Genomic DNA, 20,796 nt, shown 5'->3' with positions numbered 1-20,796 from the left:
CACCATGCAGCTCAGGCCCCCTGGTCACCCCTACGCCGCTTGCGTGCAGGTAGCCGGAGTTGTGTCCTTCAGGTGCCTCGTACCACCACCCGCCTGCGCGGCATCACCACGAATCCAGTGCCGTCGTCGCGGTGCGTTCGACGATCTCAAGGACGGAGCGGAGGCTGCTGCCGGACCCGGCCGATCAACAGGGGCTGCGTTGGCTTCATGCCTCTCAGGCAAGCACCCAGTGCGACAGTGAGAGCGGCAGCACCGTAGGCCCATGCCTGCAGAGGGAATCCGGGCAACAGCCGCCCGGCGAGGTAGAGGACGGTGCCGGCCACGGTGACGGCGAGCCACTCCCAGCGGCCGTCCAGAGCTGCGAGGGCGATGACGAGCAGGGAGTACCAGGGGTAGTCGGGTGAGAACAGCAGCAGGGCCGTGCCGGTCAGAAGGAGGGCACCGCGCCAGGGGCGTGTCGGGTCGCCGCGCCACCATACGAACAGGGCCGTCAGCGCGAGCAGGACAAAAGCGGTGATTTCGGCGGCGGAGTCCGGCAGGATCAGCCGGAGCAAGGCGAAGCGGCGGACGTCGCCGGGTTCGTATCCCTCTTCGTTCAGGTAGCCGGGGAGATAGCCGAGGACGCTGGTGCCGGAGACCAGGACGTAGGGCAGGTAGGCGAGCGCGACCGCGCCGAGGGCAGCCGCCGTCACGCTCCCGATGCGTCGCGCGCCGCGCTGTCCGGACAGGGCGCCGGGCAGCGCCAGCACGGGCAGCAGTTTGACCGCGACGGCTGCGCCGAGCAGGGCGCCGCGACGCGCCCCGGCGGTGGCGGTGCCGAGTGCCAGCACGGTGAGCAGGACGCCGAGGGTGTCGATGTGGGCGTTGTTGACGGCCTCGAAGGGGACGGCCGGGCACCAGCCCCACAGTGCGGCCCGGGCAGGGGCCTGTTGCGGGTCGCCGCGTCGTCGCAGGACGGTGAGCAGGGCGACGGTGGTGCCGAACGCCAGTACCGCGCCGCCCACTTGGAGCGGCTTGTGACGAGTACCCGGTGGCGAAAGGGTGTGGACTGCGAAGAACCATCCCTCCGCGACAGGCGGGTAGATCGTCGGCACGGTGGGCCGGTTGATGCGGACGCACGCGCCGCTGCCGGTGCGCCTCAGTCCCCAGCCGTCGCACGCTCCGCTAGTGGGAAAGAGCCACTCGTCTCGCAGGTGGGCGAGTTGGGGAGCGGCCGGTGGGTGGGCGTAGGGGGAGATACCGGCCGCCTGTACGCGGCCGTCCCAGGCATAGCGGTACATGTCGTCGCTGGTGCGGGGCGGTGCCGCCAGGCCGGAGAGTGCGACCGCGGCAGAGCCCGCGAGCACCAGGTAGGTCGCGGCGCGCGCGGGGGCCTTGCGTACGGCCCAGACCCCGGCGGCGAACAGTGCCCAGGCGATGGCGTATCCCACGAGCAGCCGGCCTGGGTCGCTGTGGTTGTCGCCGGCGTGGAGGGTGCCGATGACAACTGCGCTGAGTGCGACGAGCACCGCCACGACCAGGGTGACACACGTACGACCGGCGCGGCGGTTCACCGGCTCTGCTGGGTGGTCGGGCAACGGCTCGGCGGGCCGGGGAGCCGGCCAACGCGTGGGGGCGCTGTCGGTCATGAGTAGTGGGGCCTTTCAATGATCGGGGACTGCGCGCCGGGGTGATTCGCGCGCCGGCGGCGTAGTTCCACGAACGGGCGCCCATCGGCCGTCCACCTGCCGGTCAGGATCCAGCCGGCGGAGTCTGCGGCGTTCAGGAGCGCGGCGGTGCCGAGCCTGGCCCAGGGGAAGGGACGCCCGTGGTGGCCGTGGGAGTCCTCGACGCGCACGGTGAGGCGCTCGTCCACGTCCAGCGGGGCGGCCTCGGCCAGCAGGAGCCCGCCAGGGGCGATGAGTTCGCCCAATCGGCGGAGCAGGGCGACGGGATCGCCGCCGATGCCGATGTTGCCGTCCATGAGCAGCACGGTGCCCCAGCGGCCTTCGCCCGGGAGGCGGTCGAAGGCCGACCGCTGGACGGCGGCGCCACCACTGCGCCGGGTGCGCTTCACGGCGTCCCCGCTGAGGTCCACCCCCAACGCCGGTACGCCGCTGGCGGCCAGTGCGGCCACCATGCGTCCAGGTCCGCAACCCACGTCCAGGACGGAGCCCGTACATCGGCGCAGCACGCTCGTGTCCGCCGCGTCGGGAGGTGCACACCAGCGCTCCACGTCCAGCGGCAGCACGTGCTCCTCGCCGAAGCCGTCGGGGCGATCGGGGTGTGACAGGCGGCGCAGGAACAGCGGGCCGCGTCCGGTGCGCAGAGCGTGGGCATAGGGATCGTTGATCCACGGGGTGCCCGGTGCCACGGGCAGGGTGGGGTGGGCGGGGAGCGTCGACATGTGATTCCTGGCCATGACGACCGTCGGGCTCTCCGCCCGGGGCTCCGCCATGGCCGGTTCCGGCCGCTCGGCCACGGCGAAGTCGACGCCGACCGCCGTCCCGCTCATCGGACCACCTCTGCCAGCGAGTTGAGTACGGCGGCGAAGCGGGAGCCCCGTGCGCAGCAGGCGGCGACCGCTGCGGCGTCGGCTGCGGTGTCCACGTCGCGCAGTACCGGCAGGTCGGTCACAGCCAGCCCTGCCCCGGCCAGGCGGCTGCGCTGGATCGCGCCCGTGCGGTCCGTCGACATCGGCACCCCGCGGACCAGGGCACCGGCCCGGGCGGGATCGGCGAGGCCCAGCGCCCAGAAGCCGCCGTCCGCGGCCGGACCGAACCACGCATCGCGGCCATCCCGGCCGACGTCTGCGATCATGTCGGCGGTCAGTTGCGGGGTGTCCATCCCGACCAGGAGCGTCGGGCCGTCACAGTGGGCGAAGGCGGCGGCGATCCGCTCGTCCAGGTCGCCGGGGCTCTGGGGTACGACGTCGTAGCCGGGTGGCAGCCAGGGGCCAGGGGTACCGTCGAGAGCGAGGACGCGACGGCGCGCGGGGGCTCGCAGCAGGGTGTGGAGCGTGTCGGTAAGGGCGGCCTCGGCCAGGGTGGCTGCTTCCTGGGGTGTGTAAGGCGGGGTGAGCCGGGTCTTGACGCGGCCGGGCACGGGTTCCTTGGCGATCACCAATAGGGTCACCGGAGGCCGGGTGTTCATCGTCCGCCTCCCCGCACGCCGACGACGGCGGGCGTGGCGGCGGGCGTCTCGGCGAGCACGGCACGCATGTCATGTACCGCCTGCCAGGTGCCTCGCCAGGTGCCGGTGACCTTGGAGCGGCCGGTGCGCGGGTGGTAGGGCACCTCCGTCTCGCGCACCCGCCAGCCGGCGTCGGCGCCGCGCACCACCATCTGCAGCGGGTAGCCGGAGCGCCGGTCGGTCAGGTCCAGGGCGAGCAGGGCCTCGCGGCGGACGGCGCGCATCGGGCCGAGGTCGTGCAGGCGCACCCCGGTGCGTCTGCGGATGAGCCGGGCCAGCTCCAGGTTGGCCAGGCGGGCGTGCACAGGCCATGCCTTGGGGGACGTGGGGCGCCGCCGGCCCAGCACCAGATCGGCGGTGCCGCCCAGCACGGGTGCGGCCATAGCCGGCAGCAGGGCGGGGTCGAGGGAGGCGTCGCAGTCGCAGAAGCAGACGACGTCGGCGGTGGCGGCCATCAATCCGGCGTGGCAGGCGGCGCCGAAGCCGCGCACCGGCTCGGTCACCACGTGGGCGCCGAGTGCGCGGGCGATGTCCGCCGAGCCGTCGGTGGAGCCGTTGTCGACCACGATGGCGCGCCAGCCGGGCGGGATCCGGTCGAGCACCCACGGCAGGGCCTCGGCCTCGTCCAGACAGGGCAGCACCACATCGACCCGGACGGGAGAAGAGGGGGAAGTCTCGATCACCCCACTCACCCTACGAACGCAAAAGGGACGTAAGGGACTTGGTGTCCTTACAGATCTCTGACGTCGGCGGCAGTACTTACGGATCTCTGACGTCCGCCACCACTCCCCCTGACAACCGAGGGGCGGTGTGACACTCGATACCGTGAAACGCGTACTCGTGGTGGACGACGACCCGACCGTCTCCGAGGTCGTCGCCGGATACCTGACCCGGGCAGGCTTCGACGTCGATGTGGCCGCCGACGGCCCGTCCGCCGTGGCCAGGGCCAGCGCACAGCCACCGGAACTGGTGGTACTGGACCTGATGCTGCCCGGCATGGACGGGTTGGAGGTCTGCCGCCGCATCCGCGAGACCGGCCCGCTGCCCGTGATCATGCTGACGGCGCGGGGTGACGAGGAGGACCGCATCCTCGGCCTGGAGGTCGGAGCGGACGACTACGTCACCAAGCCTTTCAGCCCGAGGGAGCTGGTCCTGCGGGTGGAGTCGGTGCTGCGCCGTGCGGGTGCGCTGGCGACAGCGCAGAGCGCACCGTCCGCACTGCGCCTGACGGGACTACGGGCCGGACCGCTCGCTCTGGACCCCACGGCTCGCCGGGCCACCCGCGATGGTCGGGAACTTGCCCTGACCATCAGGGAGTTCGATCTGCTGGAGTTCTTCCTGCGCAATTCCGGGCGGGCCACCAGCCGGGAGGAACTGATGCGTCGCGTGTGGGGCTGGGAGTTCGGCGACCTGTCCACCGTCACCGTCCATGTACGGCGGCTGCGCGAGAAGATCGAGGACGACCCGGCCCGCCCCCGGCTGATCAACACCGTGTGGGGCGTCGGCTACCGCTTCGATGTACCTGAGGCGAACGGGGCGGACGATGCTGCGTGACATCTTCCTGATCGCCCTGTACGCGGCGATCGGCGCGGGCGTCGCCGGACTGCTCGGTGTGGCCGCCCTGAGGCTGCTGCGCAACCGCTCGGTCGCGCTGTCACTGGCCGTGGTCGCCGCCGTCGCCGTGGCGGCGATGCTCGTGTCGTGGGCGACGCTGCTGTCGGATCACGACCTGTGGGCCGTCACCATGGTGTGCTCCATCACGGCGGTCGTCTCCCTCGCGGTGGCGCTCGTCCTGGGCCGCAGCGTCGTCAAGGGCAGCCGGGCCCTCGCCGAGGCCACCCGAGCTCTCGGTGACGAGGGCCGCATCACCCCGGCCAGGACCGCTCCCACAGCTGAACTGTCCTAACTCGTCCGGGAGTTGGACGCCACCAGTGCGAAGCTGGCCGCCTCAAGCGAGCGCAAGCGGTCCTTGGAGGAGTCCCGACGGGAGCTGGTCGCCTGGATCTCCCACGACCTGCGCACCCCGCTCGCTGGGCTGCAGGCGATGACCGAGGCACTGGAGGACGGCATGGTCGACGATCCGAGCGTCTACCACGCCCGGATCCGCACAGAGGTCGGAAGGCCCAGCGAAATGGTCAGCGACCTGTTCGAACTCTCCCGCATCCAGGCCGGCGTGCTGGCCCTGAACACGGCCCGCATGTCGGTCTACGACCTCGTCGGCGACGCGATCGCGGGCGCCGACGCCCTGGCCGAGGAACACGGCGTACGGATCATCGGCGACGGAGTCGAGCCGGTGCCGATCGAGGTCGACGGCCGCGAGATGTCCCGTGTCCTGGCCAACCTCCTCGTCAACGCCATCCACCGCACGCCCACCGACGGAACGGTCTCGGTCTCCGCCCGGCAGGAGGACAACAGCGTCGTCGTCTCGGCGACCAACGGGTGCGGCGGCATCCCGTCCGAGGACTTGCCACGCGTCTTCGACACAGGCTGGCGCGGCACCGGCGCCCGCACCCCGCCCGCCGGTGCGGGCCTGGGTCTGGCCATGGTGCGGGGCATCGTCGAGGCCCACAGCGGCCGGGCCGCCGTCCACAACGTGCCCGGCGGCTGCCGCTTCGAGGTCCGCCTGCCGACAGCCGCCTGAACCCCCGTTTCCGGTCCGGAGAAGGGCCATCGCTGTGGAGGTACAGGGACGGCCCTTCCGGGTTGTCACCGGGGAGGGCTCAGCCCGCCCGCAGCGGGGCCTTCGCGAACTCCGTCATTCCCTCGGCGAAACCCACCACCGGTTTCCAGCCCAGCTCGTCACACAGCCTGTGCGAAGAGGCGGTGATGTGGCGGACGTCGCCGAGCCGGTACTCCCCGGTGACGACGGGTGCATCGCCGCCGTGTGCCGCGGCCAGGGCGGCGGCCATCTCCCCCACCGTGTGCGGGTCGCCGCTGCCGACGTTGTACGCCCGCAGGACGCCCTCCGGCAGAGCGGGCAGCCCATCCAGGGCCGCGAGGTTGGCCCCTGCGACATCCCGGACGTGGACGAAGTCCCGGCGCTGACCGCCGTCCTCGAACACACGAGGTGCCTCGCCGCGCGCCAGCGCGGACCGGAACAGGGAGGCGACTCCCGCGTAGGGGGTGTCGCGCGGCATGCCCGGCCCGTACACATTGTGGTAGCGAAGCGCCGCCACCCGTCCACCGGTCGCCCGCGCCCATGCCGCGGCCAGGTGCTCCTGAGCGAGCTTGGTAGCCGCGTAGACGTTGCGCGGATCGGTCGGCGCGTCCTCCCCCACCAGGCCGGCGGACAGGGGCTCACCGCAGTGTGGGCACGGTGGTTCGAAACGGCCCGCGTCCAACTCGGCGATCCGTCGCGGCCCCGGCCGTACGACGCCGTGCTGAGCACACTCGTAGCGGCCCTCGCCGTAGACCACCATGGAACTCGCCAGCACCAGCCGGCGTACCCCGGCCGCAGCCATGCCTGCCAGCAGTACGGCCGTGCCGAGGTCATTGCTGCCGACGTAGTCGGGCGCGTCCGCGAAGTCCTTGCCGAGCCCGACCATCGCCGCCTGATGGCAGACAGCGTCCACGCCCCGCAGAGCGTCCACCACCGCTCCCCTGTCGCGCACATCCGCGTGGCGCCAGTCGACACCATCGGGGACGGGCGGCGGCGTACGGTGGGCGGCGGGCAGGAGCGCGTCGAGCACGCGTACCTCGTGCCCGGCGCCGGTGAAAGCGCTGACGATGTGCGAGCCGATGAAGCCCGCACCTCCGGTGACCAGAATCAACATGCCCCGACGCTAAGCCTGGCTGTGCGAGTGCGGATGCCGGGACGGGAATCCGTCAGGAGTTCGTAAGCCTTCCGGACCTGCCGGACGCCGCGACGGTCAGCAGACCGAAGCCCACGGCGAACGCGAGCATGGTGAACACGCCGCGGGGCCAGAAGATGTGGCTGTCGAGGAACGACCAGCATGCCCCCAGCACCAGCACGGCACCGGGCAGCACCCGGACGCCGTGGCGCCACAGCAGTACCGCGCCGGCGGCGAGAGCGGCGAGCGTCAGCGCGTACACCCCTGCCCGGCCCAACTCGTCACCGGTCGAGAACAGCCACCCCACCGCCCCATGCACCCCATGGCTCGCCACCGTCCCGGCAGAGATACCGGCCACCGCGTCCAGCCCTGAGTAGTAGGCCGCGTAACCAAGACACCCGGCCCAGGTCACCACGGTGAGTGCGCCGTCGAGGTCACGCGCCGGTCTGCCCCACAGCGGCACCAGCAGGCCGAGCGCCAACAGAGGGAAGACGGGCAGCAGGGCGACATGCAGCGCCGCCCAATGAGCGGCCGTCGACGCCGTGAGATGCCGCGGGTGGACCAGGCCCGCCACAGCCAGAAGCAGGGGCGGCGCCATTACGAGGGCCACTGTACGAAGAGTTCGCATGGCGCCAACGTAGGAATGCCCTGAGCCGGGCGTGGCCCGTGCCGAAGGTGCGTAAGACACCCGTAAGACGCCATCGTTACGAAGGTGGACGCCGTCGGCTGCGACGGACCTCCTTCGCCACCACCAGCAGGGCCGTGACCGTAGCCACGCCCACCAGGGTCAGCAACCAGTTGCGCGGGTAGTCGAGCGGCAGCACCGTCGAGTTGGCCCGCGGCCCCGGCCGCAGCAGCACCGGCAGCGCCACCGCGGTCAGGGCGCCCGCCACGAGCAGCGCCCCACGGATCGGCCCCCGCACCCCACCACGGACCAGCACCAGCCCGACGAGCAGCACCAACGGCGCGATCAGCGCGTCGTGCAACACGACCGCCCCGCCGAGCCACTCCGCCACACCCATCAGGTCCTGCACGTCCAGCAGCAGGGACGCGCCGACACCCATCAGCGCCAGCCCGGCCGCGCCGGCCAGCAGTCGCAGCACCTTGGCCCTCATGACAGCACCTCCAGTCGGCCGACCCACTTGGTCTGCAGTACGCCCGGACGGTTCGGAGCGATCAGGCGCACCGGGTATCCGTGGTCGGGCGACAGCTCCTCACCGTTCAGCCGAAGTGCGAGCAGGGTCAGCGGGTCCCGGGCGTGCTCGTGACCCATCTCGGAGACCCGGTAACCGCCCCGGGTCTGCAACGACACCACTCGTACCCGCGCATGGACCGGGGCTCCCACCCGCTCCAGCAGGTCCACGACGCGCACGCCCGTCCAGTGCGCCGACTTGCTCCAGCCCTCCACGCAGGCGATCGGCAGCTCGACCTCGTGCTGGGGCAGTGCGCGCAACTCATCCAAGGTGAGTGTGTAGGGCTGCGGTCCGGCGACGGCCAGGCGGTAGCGCTCGGCGGGGATCAGGCCGACGCCGGCCGCGGCGGCGGTCCGGTTGACCGGCAGGCCCTCGGGACCATGGTCGGGGTGGCGGGGTGCGAGGAGGGTGAGGTCCTTCAACGGGGTGAAGGACTGCCCCACCGTGGTCACGGTGACGGCGCCGACCGCCGCTGCCACCGCCGCGAGCAGGGAGCGTCGATCGGGGCCGTCCTCGGCCGGAAGGGCCAGCGTGCCCGGCGAGCGACGACTCCAGTGTGCCGCGATCTCGGGTGCCTTGACCGCGATGTGCAGTACCAGCGCTCCTACCAGCAGCCAGGCCACGGCGTAGTGCACTTGCACGAAGGGGAAGGTCCACGGGTACCACTGGGCGGTGTTCAGCAGGCCGGTCGCCAGCTCGAAGAGGGCCGCCGCGACCAGGACGGCTACCGACACCCGTTCCAAGGCGTGCCGCACCGAGCGCACCGGGGGCCACTCGAACAAGCGGGGATACACCGTCCACAACTTGGCGAGCAGCAAAGGGATCGCCGCGATACCGGAAGCGACGTGGAGCCCCTGCGTGAACCGGTAACCCCACACCGGGCGGCTCGGCAGCTCGTTGGCCAGCCATCCCGGCGGGTGCTGCATGAAATGACTGATCAAACCGGTGCAGAAGCACACCGCGAACGCCAGGCCGAGCCACCGCCCGATCGAGGTCGCCGTGCGGGCATCGTGCAGTCTGCCCTTGAACACGGGCGGAAAGGAGCGCGATCTCATGCCTTCCATCCCACCCGGAGGAAGGCCGCCATGGAACGTCTGACCGCCTTACGGAACAGGGACGTCTTGCGGCCACGGGGCACGCACAACTTCCGCGGGACTCCGCCCGTCGCCGTCCTGACCACTGCGTGCGTCGGCGCATTCCCCCGTGTTCGGCATTCAACGCGCACGGAACCACCGAGAGGATCAACGGGCCGCGTCCTCTGCTTCTTTCGGGACCCCTCGACCGATGATCACGGCGCGCACCACAACTGGGTGGTGACCGGCCGACAACGCAGCCCTGCATCGCATCGCCTTCGCTCAAGCCACCACCCCGAGGCCCGCACCCACCTCCAGCGTCGCAAGGAAGCCGGCGAAACCGGCACCGAAGCGCAGGCCGGTCGAGAGCCCTGCTTCTGCCGCCGCGAGCACAGCGAGCGGAAATCTTGACGATCCCCTAACACTTCACTACCGGGTCGTTGACGTAACTTTGACGGTGGTGTGCCGGGAAGTCTGGTCGGCGAAGTGTCCTCAACGAGATCCGTCCGTCAGGACGTCCAGGAAGGTCTTCGCGTGACCCTCTCCAAGGCGGCTGCCGCCACCTCCGCGCCCGTGTCCACGGGCATGCGCACACCCCGCCGTTCAGTGCTCTTCTTCGCGTTCGCCTTCGCGGTGATCGCCGACCCGGTCTCCTCGGTTGCGTACGCCATCGAGGCCGCCCTGCGCGCCCTGCACGGCGACCTCGCGCTGCTGCTGCCCACGATGAGTCTGGTCATCGGGCTCGTCGTGGTCGTCACCGCGAACTACTGGCAGCTCGTACGGCGTTTCCCCAAGGGCGGCGGCGCGGCGGCCGCGGCCGGGCGGGCTTTCGGCGCCCGCTGGACGTTCCTGCCCATCGGTGCACTGGTCGTGGACTTCGTCCTGACCATCGGCATCTCGATCGCGGCCGCGGCCAGCGCGGTCATCGCCCTGTTCCCGGGCCTGGCCCCGATCCGGATCCCGCTCGCGCTCCTGCTGCTCCTGGTCGTGGCGGGACTGACCTGGTTCGGGCACGGCGGGCGGCTGCTGTTCGCCGTCATGACCGTGGCGTTCGTGCTCATCTCCGTCGCGGTACTCGTCCTGGGCTTCGCCTCGCCCCATGCCACCGGGCAGGCCCCCGCCACGGCCGACCCCGGCCGGCCCGCCGTACTCGCCGTCGTCCTGGCCTTCCCGGTCGCGATGGCGCTGGCCACCGGGATCGAGGCGCCCTCGACCGCCATCGCGCAGCTCGGCCAGCTCGACGACACACACCGCCGCCGCTTCGGCCGGGGCACGCTCGCGCTCCTGCTGATCATCGTCGGCGGCCTGACCCTGGCCCTGACCGCCCTCGCCGTACAGCTGCACGTCGGCATTCCCGGCGCCGACTCCACCCAGATCGCCGACATCGCACACGCCGCCGCGGGACCGGGCCGGCTCTACGACGCCTTCCAGCTGACCAGCGCCCTGCTGCTGCTCGCCGCCGCCAGCTCCTCCTTCCAGGCCGGCCCGGGGCTGCTGAAGGCACTGGCGGGGACGGCCGACCGGCCCGGAGTGCTGCCGCCGGTCCTCGGCCGGTCCAACCGGCACCACACCCCGTACTGGTCCGTGGTGGTGTACCTGGCCGCCGCCGCCCTGATCATCGTCGCCGCGGCCGGTCAGGAGCAGGAACTCGTCCTGTTCTACGCCGTCGCTGTCTTCGTCAGCTTCCTGGTCGGCCTCGTCGCCATGGCCCGCTTTGCCCGCCAGGAGCGGAAGACGGCCCTGGCCTGGCTGAACGGCCTGGCCGCCGTGGCCGTCGCTTTCACCCTCGCGGTGAACCTGCTGCGCGGCTGGCCCATGCTGTCCCTGGCCGCGGCCCTGCTCATCGCCGGTGGCTTGTACGCCCGATGGACGCAGGCGGGACGGCCCACCGGCATCGAGGACGTCGAGGCGCACGCCGAAGCCGACTGACCCACGAATCAGCGGGCCACCAGAACCGCGCAGACGGCATGCTGCACACAGTGCCGGCTGACCGGCTCCAGGAGCATCCCGGCGAACGCACCATGCCCATGGCTGCCGACGACCAGCAGCTCGGCGTGCCGGGCGGCCTCGATCAGCACGGGTGGCGGATGCCCCCGACGACTCGGCCACTTGCGAGGCGTATGACGACGCCGACGGAGGCGTCGGCGAGGACGCCCGCTGAGCCCGCCGCGCATCACCGCCTGGCGACTGAAGAACGAAAAGGGCGTCCTGGCCCGGGCCACTACCCGGAAGCACCGTGTGGTGGTGAACCCAGGGCTGATCTACGGCCGCTCCGGCGGCCTGACGCAGCCGTTCTTCGTCGAACCGGGGCGCCTGCGCCGTGCCCTGCATCGGGGACGGCTCCCACCACTGGGCGCTGGTCCAAGTCGACGACATCGCCGAGTTGTACGTCCTGGCCCTGAACGCCCCGGCCGGTTCCGTCTACGCCGGGGTCAGCCAGAACCTCCCGCTGGCGGACATCACCCGAACCCTCAGCCACGCCGCCCGGTGCCTGGGCAGGAACGAATGGCTGACCCGCGCGGAGCTCGCGCGGCTGCGGCGGGAGAACGCTCAGCTCAAGAAGGACAACAAGGAGCTGGCCATGGAGCGTGACGTGCTCAAACGCTGCATGGTCTTGTGGGTGAAGTAGCTGCGGCGGACCCGGCCGCCGTGGTCGGGGCGATCAGCGACTGCAAGACCGAGGAGAACATTCCGTATCGCATCGCCTGCCGGGCGCTCGGCGTGTCGGAGGCGTGGTTTTACAAGTGGCGCCGCAGACCGTCCGAGCCGACGAAACGCGAGATCAGACGCGCAGAGCTGACCGAGAGGATCCGCTGCTTCTTTGACCGCTCGGGCAAGACGTACGGCTCGCCGAGGATCACACTGGATCTGTGGGAGGAGGGCTGGCAGGTGTCGCAGAACACCGTCGCCGAGATCATGGCCGAGTTCGGCCTGCAGGGCCGCAAGCCGCCTCGCCGACGCCGCTCGCTCACCCGCCCCAGCAAGCGGAAGACCGCTCCTGACCTGGTGCGACGGATCATCCAGGAAGCGCGAGCCCGGACCGATCAGGAAGGCCGGGCCGCATAACCAACGTCTCTACGAAACCCGGGGATTGACAATCAGGCACTCCGGCCGATTCGTTGTGCCCTCAGGGAGCGGCCACGTCAGCCCCGTCGGTCGTTCGACCGTCTCATTCTCGGCGTCGGTGGGCCAGTGTCCCGGTTGTCTGCGAGGCCCGGGCCCACGACCGGCACCTACGTACCGTCTAGGGAGACGGGCGCGCAGGATGAGTCATCCGCGCTGGTCCGCCCCCTGACGGCGTACACGCGGCCGTCGTCGATTCATGCCGGGGACCGGTGTTCGGTTCCTTGCGGTGCGGGCTGCTGCCCGGCATCGCGGATGGCGCGGGCGGCGTTGATGAGTCCGATGTGGCTGAAGGCTTGAGGGAAGTTGCCGAGGGCCTCTCCCGTGGCGGGGTCGGTTTCCTCGGCGAGCAGGCCGACATCGTTGGCGTGTGCGAGGGCGGTCTGGAACACCTGCCGTGCTTGGACGACATGACCGGTCAGGGCGAGAGCGTGGGCGAGCCAGAAGGTGCACAGCAGGAAGGCTCCTTCCGCTTCCTCGATCTCGTCGCCGAGGTAGCGGCGGACCAGGCCGTTGCGGTCGGTGAGGTGGGAGGCGATGGCCAGCACGGTCGACAGGACGCGCGGGTCGTGCGGAGGCAGGAAGCCGACGATGGGCAGCATCAGCGCCGATGCGTCCAGCTCGTCACTGCCGAACGCCTGGGCGAAGGCCCCCAATCCGGCGTTCCAGCCGCGCTCTTCGACTGCTCGGCGGATGTTGTCCCGCTCATGCCGCCAGTGGGGTACGCGTTCGTCGGCCTGAAGCGCGGGGGCCATGGCAATGGCGCGGTCCAGGGCGACCCAGCACATCAGTTTCGAGTGCAGGAAGTGTCTGCTCGGTCCGCGTCTCTCCCAGATGCCCTGGTCGGGCTCGGTCCAGCGACGGGCGGCCGTGTCGGCCGCCTCGACCAGGAAGGCGCGGGTGGGTTGGTCCAGGTGCTCTCCGGGTGGGAGGGTCTCGTGGGCGGCGTCGAGGAGTTCGCCGTAGACGTCGAGCTGGCGTTGGCGCCAGGCGTCGTTCCCGGTGCGCACGGGGGTGCTGTCGCGCCAGCCGGCCAGGTGGGGCAGCAGCCGCTCGCTGAGGTCGTGTTCACCGCCGATGCCGTACATGATCTGCAGGTCCATGCCGCGGTGGAGCTGGGTTGCCGCAGCGCGGGCGAGAAATCCGAAGAACTTGTCCTTCTCCTTCTCGCAGGCAGCTGTGCCGAGTGCTTGGAGGGTGAAGCTCGCGTCGCGGACCCAGGTGTAGCGGTAGTCCCAGTTGCGTGTGCCGCCGGGGCGTTCGGGCAGTGAGGTGGTGGCCGCTGCCACGATGGCTCCCGTAGGGGCGAAGGTCAGTCCCCGCAGCACGCGTCCGCTGTGTGCCACCTCGTCCTGCCAGGGGCCGACGTAGCCGCGGTGCTGCCGGGACCACGAGCGCCAGCCTTCGATGGTGTCGTTCAGGCGCCGCCGGACGCGCCCCGCCCGCCAGCGCACCGGCTCGCTTCCCCACGCCGGCCCGACATGCAATGCGAAGCCGAGGCGGTCCGACGCCCGCAGGCTGAACCGGCCGTTCGCGGTGGAACCGCTCACCGTCAGCTCGACGGGGCTGGACAGCCGGAGCACGTGGGCGCCGCCGTACGCGGCAAGCCCGCCCCGGACCGGTGACAGGAGCGGATGGATCAGCCCGAACTCCGGGCGTGGCGCGTAGGCGATGTCGAGGCTCACCTGTCCTTCGGTGCAGGTGACCTGACGCAGCAGAATTCCGGGGGAAGCCTCGCCGAGTGCATGTCCACGCTCGCGCCGTCCCAGGGCGAGCGCGTCGCGTACAACTGCCGTTCCTCCAGTTGCCCGGAAGGTCGTCTCCAGGACGAGGGTCTCCTCGACGTAGCTGCGGCTGACGTCGGCGGGTCCGACGGTACGGATGGACCAGTGGCCGGCGTCCTCGTCGAGGAGCCGGGCGAAAATCGCCGGGCTGTCGAAGCGGGGAAGGCACAGCCAGTCCACCGAGCCCTCGGAGGTGACCAGCGCGGCCGAGCGGCAGTCGGACAGCAGGGCATGGTCACCGATCGGTCGCGCGCTCACCGACCGCAGCCCGTCTGCCCCGGACCCGGCCAGGACGGTCCGAGCCGCCGCCATCGGGGCAGGCCCACATCATGTGCCAGTCGGTGATCCATCACAGCCTCCCTGCGCAGCGAACTGACCTCACTCAAGCGGCACCACCGGCGGGCCGCACCTCCCGCCGCCGCTGTTGTCATGACCGAGTGCCACGATCCGACGAGGCCACCTGCTCGCTAGTCACCGGAGCCCGACCGATGTCCTCGCAACCGAATCGCCGATCCCCCGTCAGCTGGGACGCCCCCGGGCAGTGCACTGAGGGCTGAGCGCAAGGAAGCTCCGGTGATCGCTCCGCCACTCGTCGGTGACGCCGAGGCCGAGTTCTCGCGCGATGCGGCGGAGCGCCGGAGCGCCCAGACGTGCCCAGGGAAAAGGTGGACCCCGATGGCCATGGGTGTCTTCCACCCATGCGGTACAGCGCTCTGCCACGTCGATCTGCTCGACCTCGACGAGCAGGACACCCGTCGGTGCGATGAGCTGTGTACACCGTCGGAGCAGGGCCCGGGGGTCGCCGCCGATACCGATGTTCCCGTCGGCCAGCAGGAGGGTTTGCCAGGCTCCCTCACCAGGAAGGGGGGCGAACACCGACCGGCACAGTGCCGTCCCACCGAGAGCGATGGTGCGGGCGACCGCCCGCGGGGCAACGTCGATACCGACGGCGAAGATACTCCGGTGCAGGAGTGCCCTGCACAGCCGGCCCGGTCCGCAGCCGACGTCCAGAACGGGGCCGGCGCAGCGCTCCAGCAGGGTTTCGTCGGCCCTGGTGGGCTGTGCGTACCAGCGGTGCACCGGCAACCAGGTCCACCGTCCGTCCGTCAGCCGTAGGTACACCGGCCCGCCGCCGGTCCGCAGGGCCAGTGCGTAGGGGTCCCGGCGTGCGGGTCGGTTCTCCTCGGTCGTCACGGGGGGCCGTCACGATCGGGCGGTGGGCGTTCCTCGTCGGCGCGGGCGGCCAGGAGGACGCGGCGCAGTCTGAGTGCGAAGGTCAGCGCCGAGGCACCGAAGAGCACACCGGTGATCGCCAGCCATCGGCCGAGATAGACGCCTTCGTGCAGTCGCGTGTCGCCTTGGTAGGGGATCGCCAGATCCAGGACGAGGGGGAACCAGACCAGCAGCAGCACCCCGGACAGGAAGGCCGGGACACGCAGGTAGTTGATCCACGGCACCTGCGGTACGCCGCCCGAACGGTGCCGCAGGACGGAATGGGCGGACAGATCGGCGAGCGAGTACAGGGGCAGCAGGATCAGATCGTGGAGGATCGCCGCGCCCACGAACCAGATCGCCACGTCAATCGGCCTGACGGCGAACAGGCGCACCATGGCGTAGCCGGTGAGGGCGAGCGAGGCGATCAGGACGAGCAGGTGCAGGGGGCCGGAGCCGTACCAGCGGACGAATCGTGCCATGGTCACGCCCTGAAGGTGAGCCGGTGGACCCACTTGGTGTTGTTCACGCCGGGGTTGGCCGGGACGATGATGCGGGCCGGGTAGCCGTGATCGAGCGAGAGGGCCGCGCCGTTGACGCGGAGGGCGAGCAGCGCTCGGGGGTCGCGGATCTGGTTGCCGCGCAGCACCACCCTGGTGAAAGGGCCGGGCGGCTGGATGGACTGAACCAGGACGCTTGCGGCGTCAGGCATCCCGGCCAGGGCGGCGAGGTCGGCCAGCCGCAGGCCGCTCCAGTGCTGGTCCTCGGTGGACCATCCCTCCACGCAGGCGATCGGCAGTGCGGCGGCGTGCTGGGGCATCGCCAGGAGCTGCTCGCGGGTGAGGATCCGTGGCGCTCCGCGTCCGTGCACCTCCAGCCGCCAGCTCGGTCCGACGAGCGCGGGGGTGATGCCGACCTTCGCCGCCGTCTTGTTGATCTGGAAGCTGTTCGGGCCGCTGCCGGGGTCGCGGTTGTGCGGTGCGAGCAGTGCGGTGCCGCGCAGCCATCCGCCGATGCTCTGTCCGGCGGTCACGACGAGGAGGAGCAGCGATCCCGCGCCCACCGTGCCGAGTGCGCCGCGGCGGGTCATCGTCGGCGGGGCGGGGGCGGCCGCCACCAGGCCGTCGGGATCGGGGGGTTCGGGCGCGGTGTGGGCGAGGTCGGTGCGTAGTTCGGTGCTCAGGCTGCGCGAGCGCAGGGCGCGGGTCATCCGGCCGAGTCTGAGGCACACGTGGACGACGAAGGCGGCGATGAACACCCAGGCGCCGTAGAAGTGCAGGCGGTAGAACGAGCCCGGGAAGACGTAGTAGAGCTGGATGTTCAGGATGCCGGTGACGAATTCGAAGATGACGCCGCCGACCAGCATCAGCAGGGACAGCCGCTCCAGGCCGTGGGCGACGGAGCGTACCGGCAGCCATTCGAACAGCTTCGGGATCACCGACCACAGCTTGGCCAGCAGCACCGGGACGAGGACCACGCCCAGCGTCACATGCACGCCCTGGAGCAGCCGGTACAGCCAGTACGGGTGGGTGGGCCAGCTGAAGAGGTAGAAGCCCAGGATGCCCTTGTCGGGGGTCTCGTCGTTGAGGGGGCTCAGATCGGGGTTGTAGGCGGCGTAGGAGAGCAGTCCGGTGAGGAAGAGCAGCGGAATGCCGACCAGGAGGACCAGGCCGAACACCGAGGTCAGCCAGGGCCCGCGGATCGGACTGCGCCAGAACCCCGTCCGGAACGGCCCCGGGGGCGGAGGCAGCTGCCCGATGCGCTGCGCCGCCGCACGGGTACGGGCGGCGGCCACCGACACCGCAGCCGCCCCAGCGGTGCGCACACGCTGCAGCCGCTCCCTCACACGCTTCTCGGCTGGTTTTTGGCGTCGCGATCCACTCGATGGGGTCGAGCCCGACGGCCGTCCGCCACTTGCCATCGGCGTCTCCTCCCATCGGCGAGCGACTTCCGCGACGGGGCACGTCGCGACTGGTTTCTGAACGAACGAGGCTCATGCAGGCCGACGCGGGCCAGGTGAGCTGTCTGCTCCCCGGGGCGAGTGGATGCCCGGCCACTGGGGTCGCTATCGATGTTCGGGGTTTTCGTAGTCGCGGCGGCAGCCGGCGTCCCAGGCGGTGCGCTGGTTGCCGTAGGCGGGAATGCCGCCGAGGTCCTTCAGTGCCCGGGCCAGGTGCAGCAGGTTCCAGGTCATGAAGGTGGTGTTGCGGTTGGTGAAGTCGTTCTCCGGGCCGCCCGAGCCAGGATCGAGGTACGAGGGGCCGGGGCCCGCCTCACCGATCCAGCCGGCGTCCGCCTGGGGCGGGATGGTGTATCCGAGGTGCTGCAGGCTGTAGAGCACGTTCATGGCGCAGTGCTTGACGCCGTCCTCGTTGCCGGTGACCAGGCAGCCTCCGACGCGGCCGTAATAGGCGTACTGTCCCGCGTCGTTGAGCAGACTGGAGCAGGCGTAGAGACGTTCGATCACCTGCTTCGTCACGGAGCTGTTGTCGCCCAGCCAGATGGGGCCGGCCAGCACGAGAATGTCGGCCGCGAGGACCTGCTGGTAGAGGTCGGGCCAGGCGTCCCTCTCCCAGCCGTGCTCTCTCATGTCGGGCCACACACCGGTGGCGATGTCGTGGTCCACCGCCCGTACGACATCGACCTGCACGCCCTGGGCGTCCATGATGGCAGCGCTGCGGTCGATCAACCCCTGGGTGTTGCTCGTCTCCGGCGAGCGTTTGAGGGTGCAGTTGATCACCAGAGCACGCAGGTCGTCGTACCGGGCCGGCGGTGCGTCGGTGGTGGGCGACGAAGCGGTCACACAGTCCTCCCAGAGCCCTGCCGCCGCACGATGCGCGGCGGCACGTCCACATCCAGAGCCACCGTGCGGGCCGAACGCGGCAGCCGCCACCGCAGCGCACCCAGACGGACCTGGCATTGACCCGATGCGTGAGCTGAGGCTGCTCGGGTCGATACCCGCCGGCGGCCACCCCCGTTCGGCGCCGGATCAGTGGCCGGGGCAGGCGGGCGTGCCTACGTTCGTCTCATGGGCACCGAAGGCGCTAGCGAGTCGCGGGACACAGCAACAGTGGAGGACGTCGCACACCTGTTGGTGCGCTGTCTGCGGGCCGAGGGCGTGGAGTACGTCTTCGGAATCCCCGGCGAGGAGAACATCCGCTTCGTCGACGCGCTGAACGGCTCCGGGATCCGGTACGTCCTGGTGCGCCATGAGCAGGCTGCCTCGTTCATGGCGGAGATCTACGGGCGGCTGACCGGTCGGGCCGGGGTGTGTTCGGCGACGCTGGGGCCCGGCGCGATCAACCTGCTGCTGGGCACGGCGGACGCCATGACCAACAGCGCGCCGCTGGTGGCCCTGGCGGCTCAGGGGTCGCTGCGGCGTATCCACAAGGAGTCGCACCAGGTCATCGACCTCGTGTCGATGTTCGCTCCGGTGACCCAGTGGTCGGCCCGTATCGAGTGTCCGGACGCGGTGCCCGAGATGACACGCAAGGCGTTCAAGACCGCGCAGAGCGAGCGGCCCGGCGCCGTGTTCCTTGCCGTGCCCGAAGACATCGAAGCCGAACGGCCCGCCCAGCCGCTCGCGCCCCTGCAGATCGACGCGGTGCGTGCCGACGCGCCCTCTCCCTCCCAGATCGCACGGGCCGTCGAGGTGCTCGCCGCCGCACGGCACCCCGTCGTGCTGGCCGGCCACGGCGCCGCCAGGGCAGGCGCCTCGGCCGCCCTCGTACGCTTCGCCGAACAGTTGAACATCCCGGTCGCGACCACGTTCCACGGGAAGGGCGTCTTCCCCGACGACCACCCGAACGCCCTCGGCGCGGTCGGCTTCATGCGCCACGACTACGGCAACTTCGGCTTCGACACAGCCGACGTGCTGATCTGCGTGGGCTACGAGATCCAGGAGTTCGACCCGGCCAAGATCAACCCGAACGGTGACAAGCGGATCGTGCACGTGCACCGCTTCCCCGCCGAGGTGGACGCCCACTACCCGGTCACCGTGGGCGTGGAAGGCGACCTTTCGCAGGCGTTGGACGCACTGGCGGCGGCCCTGCCCGACGGACTCGGCTACGACCCGTCGAGCAGCGAGAAGATCCGTACGCTGCTCGACGAGGAACTACAGTACGGACGCGACAACGACGCCTTCCCGCTGGTGCCCCAGCGTGTGGTGCACGATGTCCGCACCGCCCTGGACCGCCGGGACATCGTGCTCGCCGACACCGGCGCCGGAAAAATGTGGATGGCCCGCCTGTACCCCACCTACGAACCGGACACCTGCCTGGTCTCCAACGGCCTGTCCACCATGGGCTTCGCACTGCCGGGCGCCGTCGCCGCCAAGCTCGCCCGGCCGGACCGACGAGTCCTGGCGATGATGGGCGACGGCTCGTTCCTGATGAACTCCCAGGAACTGGAGACCGCCGTCCGCGAACGCATCCCGCTCGTCGTCCTCGTCCTGGTGGACGAGGAATACGGCCTGATCACCTGGAAGATGGAACTCGAACTGGGCCGCCACAGCCACACCCGGTTCACCAACCCCGACCTGGTCGCCTACGCAGAAAGCTTCGGCGCACGCGGCTACGCGATCGAGGCCGCCGACCAACTGCTGCCCGTACTACGCCGCGCTCTCGACGACGACACGGTCTCCGTGATCGCCTGTCCGGTCGACTACTCCGAGAACCTGCGCCTGACCGACAGGCTGGGCAGCCTCCACGGCCCGTTCTGACACCTGGTCGACCACCCTGAACCGCAGTGCAAATTCACCCCCGTAACACTGGTGTGGCAGATGCCACCACCTCGCCACTTCTCTGTCCCTGAGAGAAATCTGGGAGAAGATCTTCTCCGGCCCCCTCGGCGACCACCCCAGACCGACGGCCCGGTTGCCCTACATAGCGGAGCGAGGGGAATCCCCTCGAAGATTCCCTTCGAGGCGAGGATCATGGCGGGATGGCTGCGTACCTATACGACCGGCTGGTGAAGGAGGACGAATACCGACAGCGCATCCGCCGCCATCGTCCCAGCTCACTGCTGCCACTGATCGCCGCGGCGGCAGCCCGCTACGGCGCACCTGAACAGCCACAGCCCTGTCTGAAAGGCCCGTCGATGAACTACACGCCCTGGGCTAAGGCAGTGCTAACGGGAATGCCCCGCCAGAACAGCGAGTTGCAGCACGAACTGTTCAGCCCCGAGCGCATCCGTGCCACCTGGAGTGGTACCGCGAGCGTCGAGGACGCCGCCCAGGCGTTCGGCATGTCGAGATCGAAGGGCTACGACCTTGTGCGTCGCGGGGAGTTCCCTTGCCACGTGCTGCTGATCGTCCGCGCAGCCCGCGTCGTCTCCGCCTCGCCCCTCCGCGTACTCGAAAGCGGTGAGCCCGAGTACAACGGAGCCGTCAGCACGAGCGCCAATCCATCCTGACCAGCCGCACGACGAAGCCCCGCCATAGACCGGCGGG

Annotated in this window: 20 protein-coding genes and 1 pseudogene; 7 read left to right on the top strand and 14 right to left on the bottom strand. The window is 70.5% G+C overall.

The features are described from left to right. Positions 1–146 precede the first annotated feature (146 nt). The 4 genes from SSP29_RS45940 to SSP29_RS45925 are packed head-to-tail and all read right to left on the bottom strand — an operon-like array spanning position 147 to position 3,854. Positions 147–1,628: a glycosyltransferase 87 family protein gene (locus SSP29_RS45940; RefSeq protein WP_089106939.1), complete on the bottom strand. Its 1,482-nt coding sequence runs from the start codon at positions 1,626–1,628 to the stop codon at positions 147–149. After that, on the bottom strand, positions 1,625–2,494 hold the full coding sequence (locus tag SSP29_RS45935) for a methyltransferase domain-containing protein (RefSeq protein ID WP_089106938.1): 870 nt from the start codon (positions 2,492–2,494) through the stop codon (positions 1,625–1,627). Before SSP29_RS45935 ends, SSP29_RS45940 begins: the two co-directional genes overlap by 4 nt. Further along, positions 2,491–3,132, bottom strand: a complete 642-nt coding sequence (locus SSP29_RS45930) for a TIGR04282 family arsenosugar biosynthesis glycosyltransferase (RefSeq protein WP_089106937.1) — start codon at positions 3,130–3,132, stop codon at positions 2,491–2,493. Before SSP29_RS45930 ends, SSP29_RS45935 begins: the two co-directional genes overlap by 4 nt. Continuing rightward, positions 3,129–3,854, bottom strand: coding sequence for a glycosyltransferase family 2 protein (locus SSP29_RS45925; RefSeq protein WP_089106936.1), 726 nt, complete (start codon positions 3,852–3,854; stop codon positions 3,129–3,131). Before SSP29_RS45925 ends, SSP29_RS45930 begins: the two co-directional genes overlap by 4 nt. Positions 3,855–3,996: 142 nt before the next feature. Between SSP29_RS45925 and SSP29_RS45920 the strand changes: the two genes are divergently transcribed. Next, a complete protein-coding gene (locus tag SSP29_RS45920; RefSeq protein ID WP_089106972.1) occupies positions 3,997–4,725 on the top strand; it encodes a response regulator transcription factor in 729 nt (242 codons plus the stop codon). Beyond that, positions 4,715–5,812 (top strand): annotated as a pseudogene (locus SSP29_RS45915) (sensor histidine kinase). The gene SSP29_RS45920 and the pseudogene SSP29_RS45915 overlap by 11 nt, the downstream one beginning before the upstream one ends. Positions 5,813–5,891: 79 nt before the next feature. Here SSP29_RS45915 and SSP29_RS45910 read toward each other — a convergent pair. From SSP29_RS45910 to SSP29_RS45895, 4 genes are all read right to left on the bottom strand, one after another. Beyond that, a complete protein-coding gene (locus SSP29_RS45910; RefSeq protein WP_089106935.1) occupies positions 5,892–6,944 on the bottom strand; it encodes an NAD-dependent epimerase/dehydratase family protein in 1,053 nt (350 codons plus the stop codon). A 52-nt stretch (positions 6,945–6,996) separates the two neighbouring features. Beyond that, a complete protein-coding gene (locus tag SSP29_RS45905) occupies positions 6,997–7,560 on the bottom strand; it encodes a hypothetical protein (protein WP_150136226.1) in 564 nt (187 codons plus the stop codon). Between the two features lie 106 nt (positions 7,561–7,666). Beyond that, positions 7,667–8,077, bottom strand: coding sequence for a hypothetical protein (locus SSP29_RS45900; protein WP_089106933.1), 411 nt, complete (start codon positions 8,075–8,077; stop codon positions 7,667–7,669). Continuing rightward, positions 8,074–9,210, bottom strand: coding sequence for a molybdopterin-dependent oxidoreductase (locus tag SSP29_RS45895; protein ID WP_089106932.1), 1,137 nt, complete (start codon positions 9,208–9,210; stop codon positions 8,074–8,076). The genes SSP29_RS45900 and SSP29_RS45895 overlap by 4 nt, the downstream gene beginning before the upstream one ends. A 552-nt stretch (positions 9,211–9,762) precedes the next feature. On the opposite strand from SSP29_RS45895, the gene SSP29_RS45890 reads away from it, so the two are divergent. Continuing rightward, entirely contained in the window at positions 9,763–11,157 is a 1,395-nt protein-coding gene (locus tag SSP29_RS45890; RefSeq protein WP_150136224.1) for an APC family permease, read from the top strand. 8 nt (positions 11,158–11,165) lie between these two features. Here SSP29_RS45890 and SSP29_RS61640 read toward each other — a convergent pair whose 3' ends face one another. Next, positions 11,166–11,402, bottom strand: a complete 237-nt coding sequence (locus SSP29_RS61640) for a universal stress protein (protein WP_089106970.1) — start codon at positions 11,400–11,402, stop codon at positions 11,166–11,168. Positions 11,403–11,548: 146 nt separating this feature from the next. On the opposite strand from SSP29_RS61640, the gene SSP29_RS45880 reads away from it, so the two are divergent. Together SSP29_RS45880 and SSP29_RS45875 are read left to right on the top strand one after the other, a co-directional pair. Then, entirely contained in the window at positions 11,549–11,857 is a 309-nt protein-coding gene (locus tag SSP29_RS45880) for a hypothetical protein (protein ID WP_089106931.1), read from the top strand. Positions 11,858–11,877: 20 nt separating this feature from the next. Next, positions 11,878–12,294: an IS3 family transposase gene (locus SSP29_RS45875; RefSeq protein ID WP_167450167.1), complete on the top strand. Its 417-nt coding sequence runs from the start codon at positions 11,878–11,880 to the stop codon at positions 12,292–12,294. 254 nt (positions 12,295–12,548) lie between these two features. Here the strand turns inward: SSP29_RS45875 and SSP29_RS45870 are convergent, their stop codons facing one another. From SSP29_RS45870 to SSP29_RS45850, 5 genes are all read right to left on the bottom strand, one after another. Further along, a complete protein-coding gene (locus tag SSP29_RS45870; protein WP_089106969.1) occupies positions 12,549–14,393 on the bottom strand; it encodes a glycoside hydrolase family 15 protein in 1,845 nt (614 codons plus the stop codon). 261 nt (positions 14,394–14,654) lie between these two features. Continuing rightward, positions 14,655–15,329, bottom strand: a complete 675-nt coding sequence (locus SSP29_RS45865; protein WP_089106929.1) for a class I SAM-dependent methyltransferase — start codon at positions 15,327–15,329, stop codon at positions 14,655–14,657. Then, positions 15,326–15,829 (bottom strand): hypothetical protein, encoded by a 504-nt coding sequence (locus SSP29_RS45860; RefSeq protein WP_089106928.1) that lies wholly within the window; start codon positions 15,827–15,829, stop codon positions 15,326–15,328. The genes SSP29_RS45865 and SSP29_RS45860 overlap by 4 nt, the downstream gene beginning before the upstream one ends. A gap of 2 nt (positions 15,830–15,831) precedes the next feature. Beyond that, positions 15,832–17,172, bottom strand: a complete 1,341-nt coding sequence (locus tag SSP29_RS45855; protein WP_245883542.1) for a molybdopterin-dependent oxidoreductase — start codon at positions 17,170–17,172, stop codon at positions 15,832–15,834. A gap of 240 nt (positions 17,173–17,412) precedes the next feature. After that, the gene (locus SSP29_RS45850; RefSeq protein ID WP_089106927.1) at positions 17,413–18,150 is read right to left on the bottom strand and encodes a flavodoxin family protein; all 738 of its coding nucleotides are present in this window, start codon (positions 18,148–18,150) and stop codon (positions 17,413–17,415) included. Positions 18,151–18,375: 225 nt separating this feature from the next. Here SSP29_RS45850 and SSP29_RS45845 point away from each other — a divergent pair, with 225 nt between their 5' ends. Together SSP29_RS45845 and SSP29_RS60630 are read left to right on the top strand one after the other, a co-directional pair. Beyond that, positions 18,376–20,067, top strand: coding sequence for an acetolactate synthase large subunit (locus SSP29_RS45845; RefSeq protein WP_089106926.1), 1,692 nt, complete (start codon positions 18,376–18,378; stop codon positions 20,065–20,067). Between the two features lie 248 nt (positions 20,068–20,315). After that, positions 20,316–20,759: a helix-turn-helix transcriptional regulator gene (locus tag SSP29_RS60630; protein WP_150136219.1), complete on the top strand. Its 444-nt coding sequence runs from the start codon at positions 20,316–20,318 to the stop codon at positions 20,757–20,759. Positions 20,760–20,796: the final 37 nt, after the last annotated feature.

The sequence above is a fragment of the Streptomyces hyaluromycini genome, assembly GCF_002217755.1.
GTDB lineage: Bacteria > Actinomycetota > Actinomycetes > Streptomycetales > Streptomycetaceae > Streptomyces > Streptomyces hyaluromycini.
The sequence above is the reverse complement of the archived record's forward strand: the minus strand, read 5'-3'. Positions and strand labels throughout refer to the sequence as shown.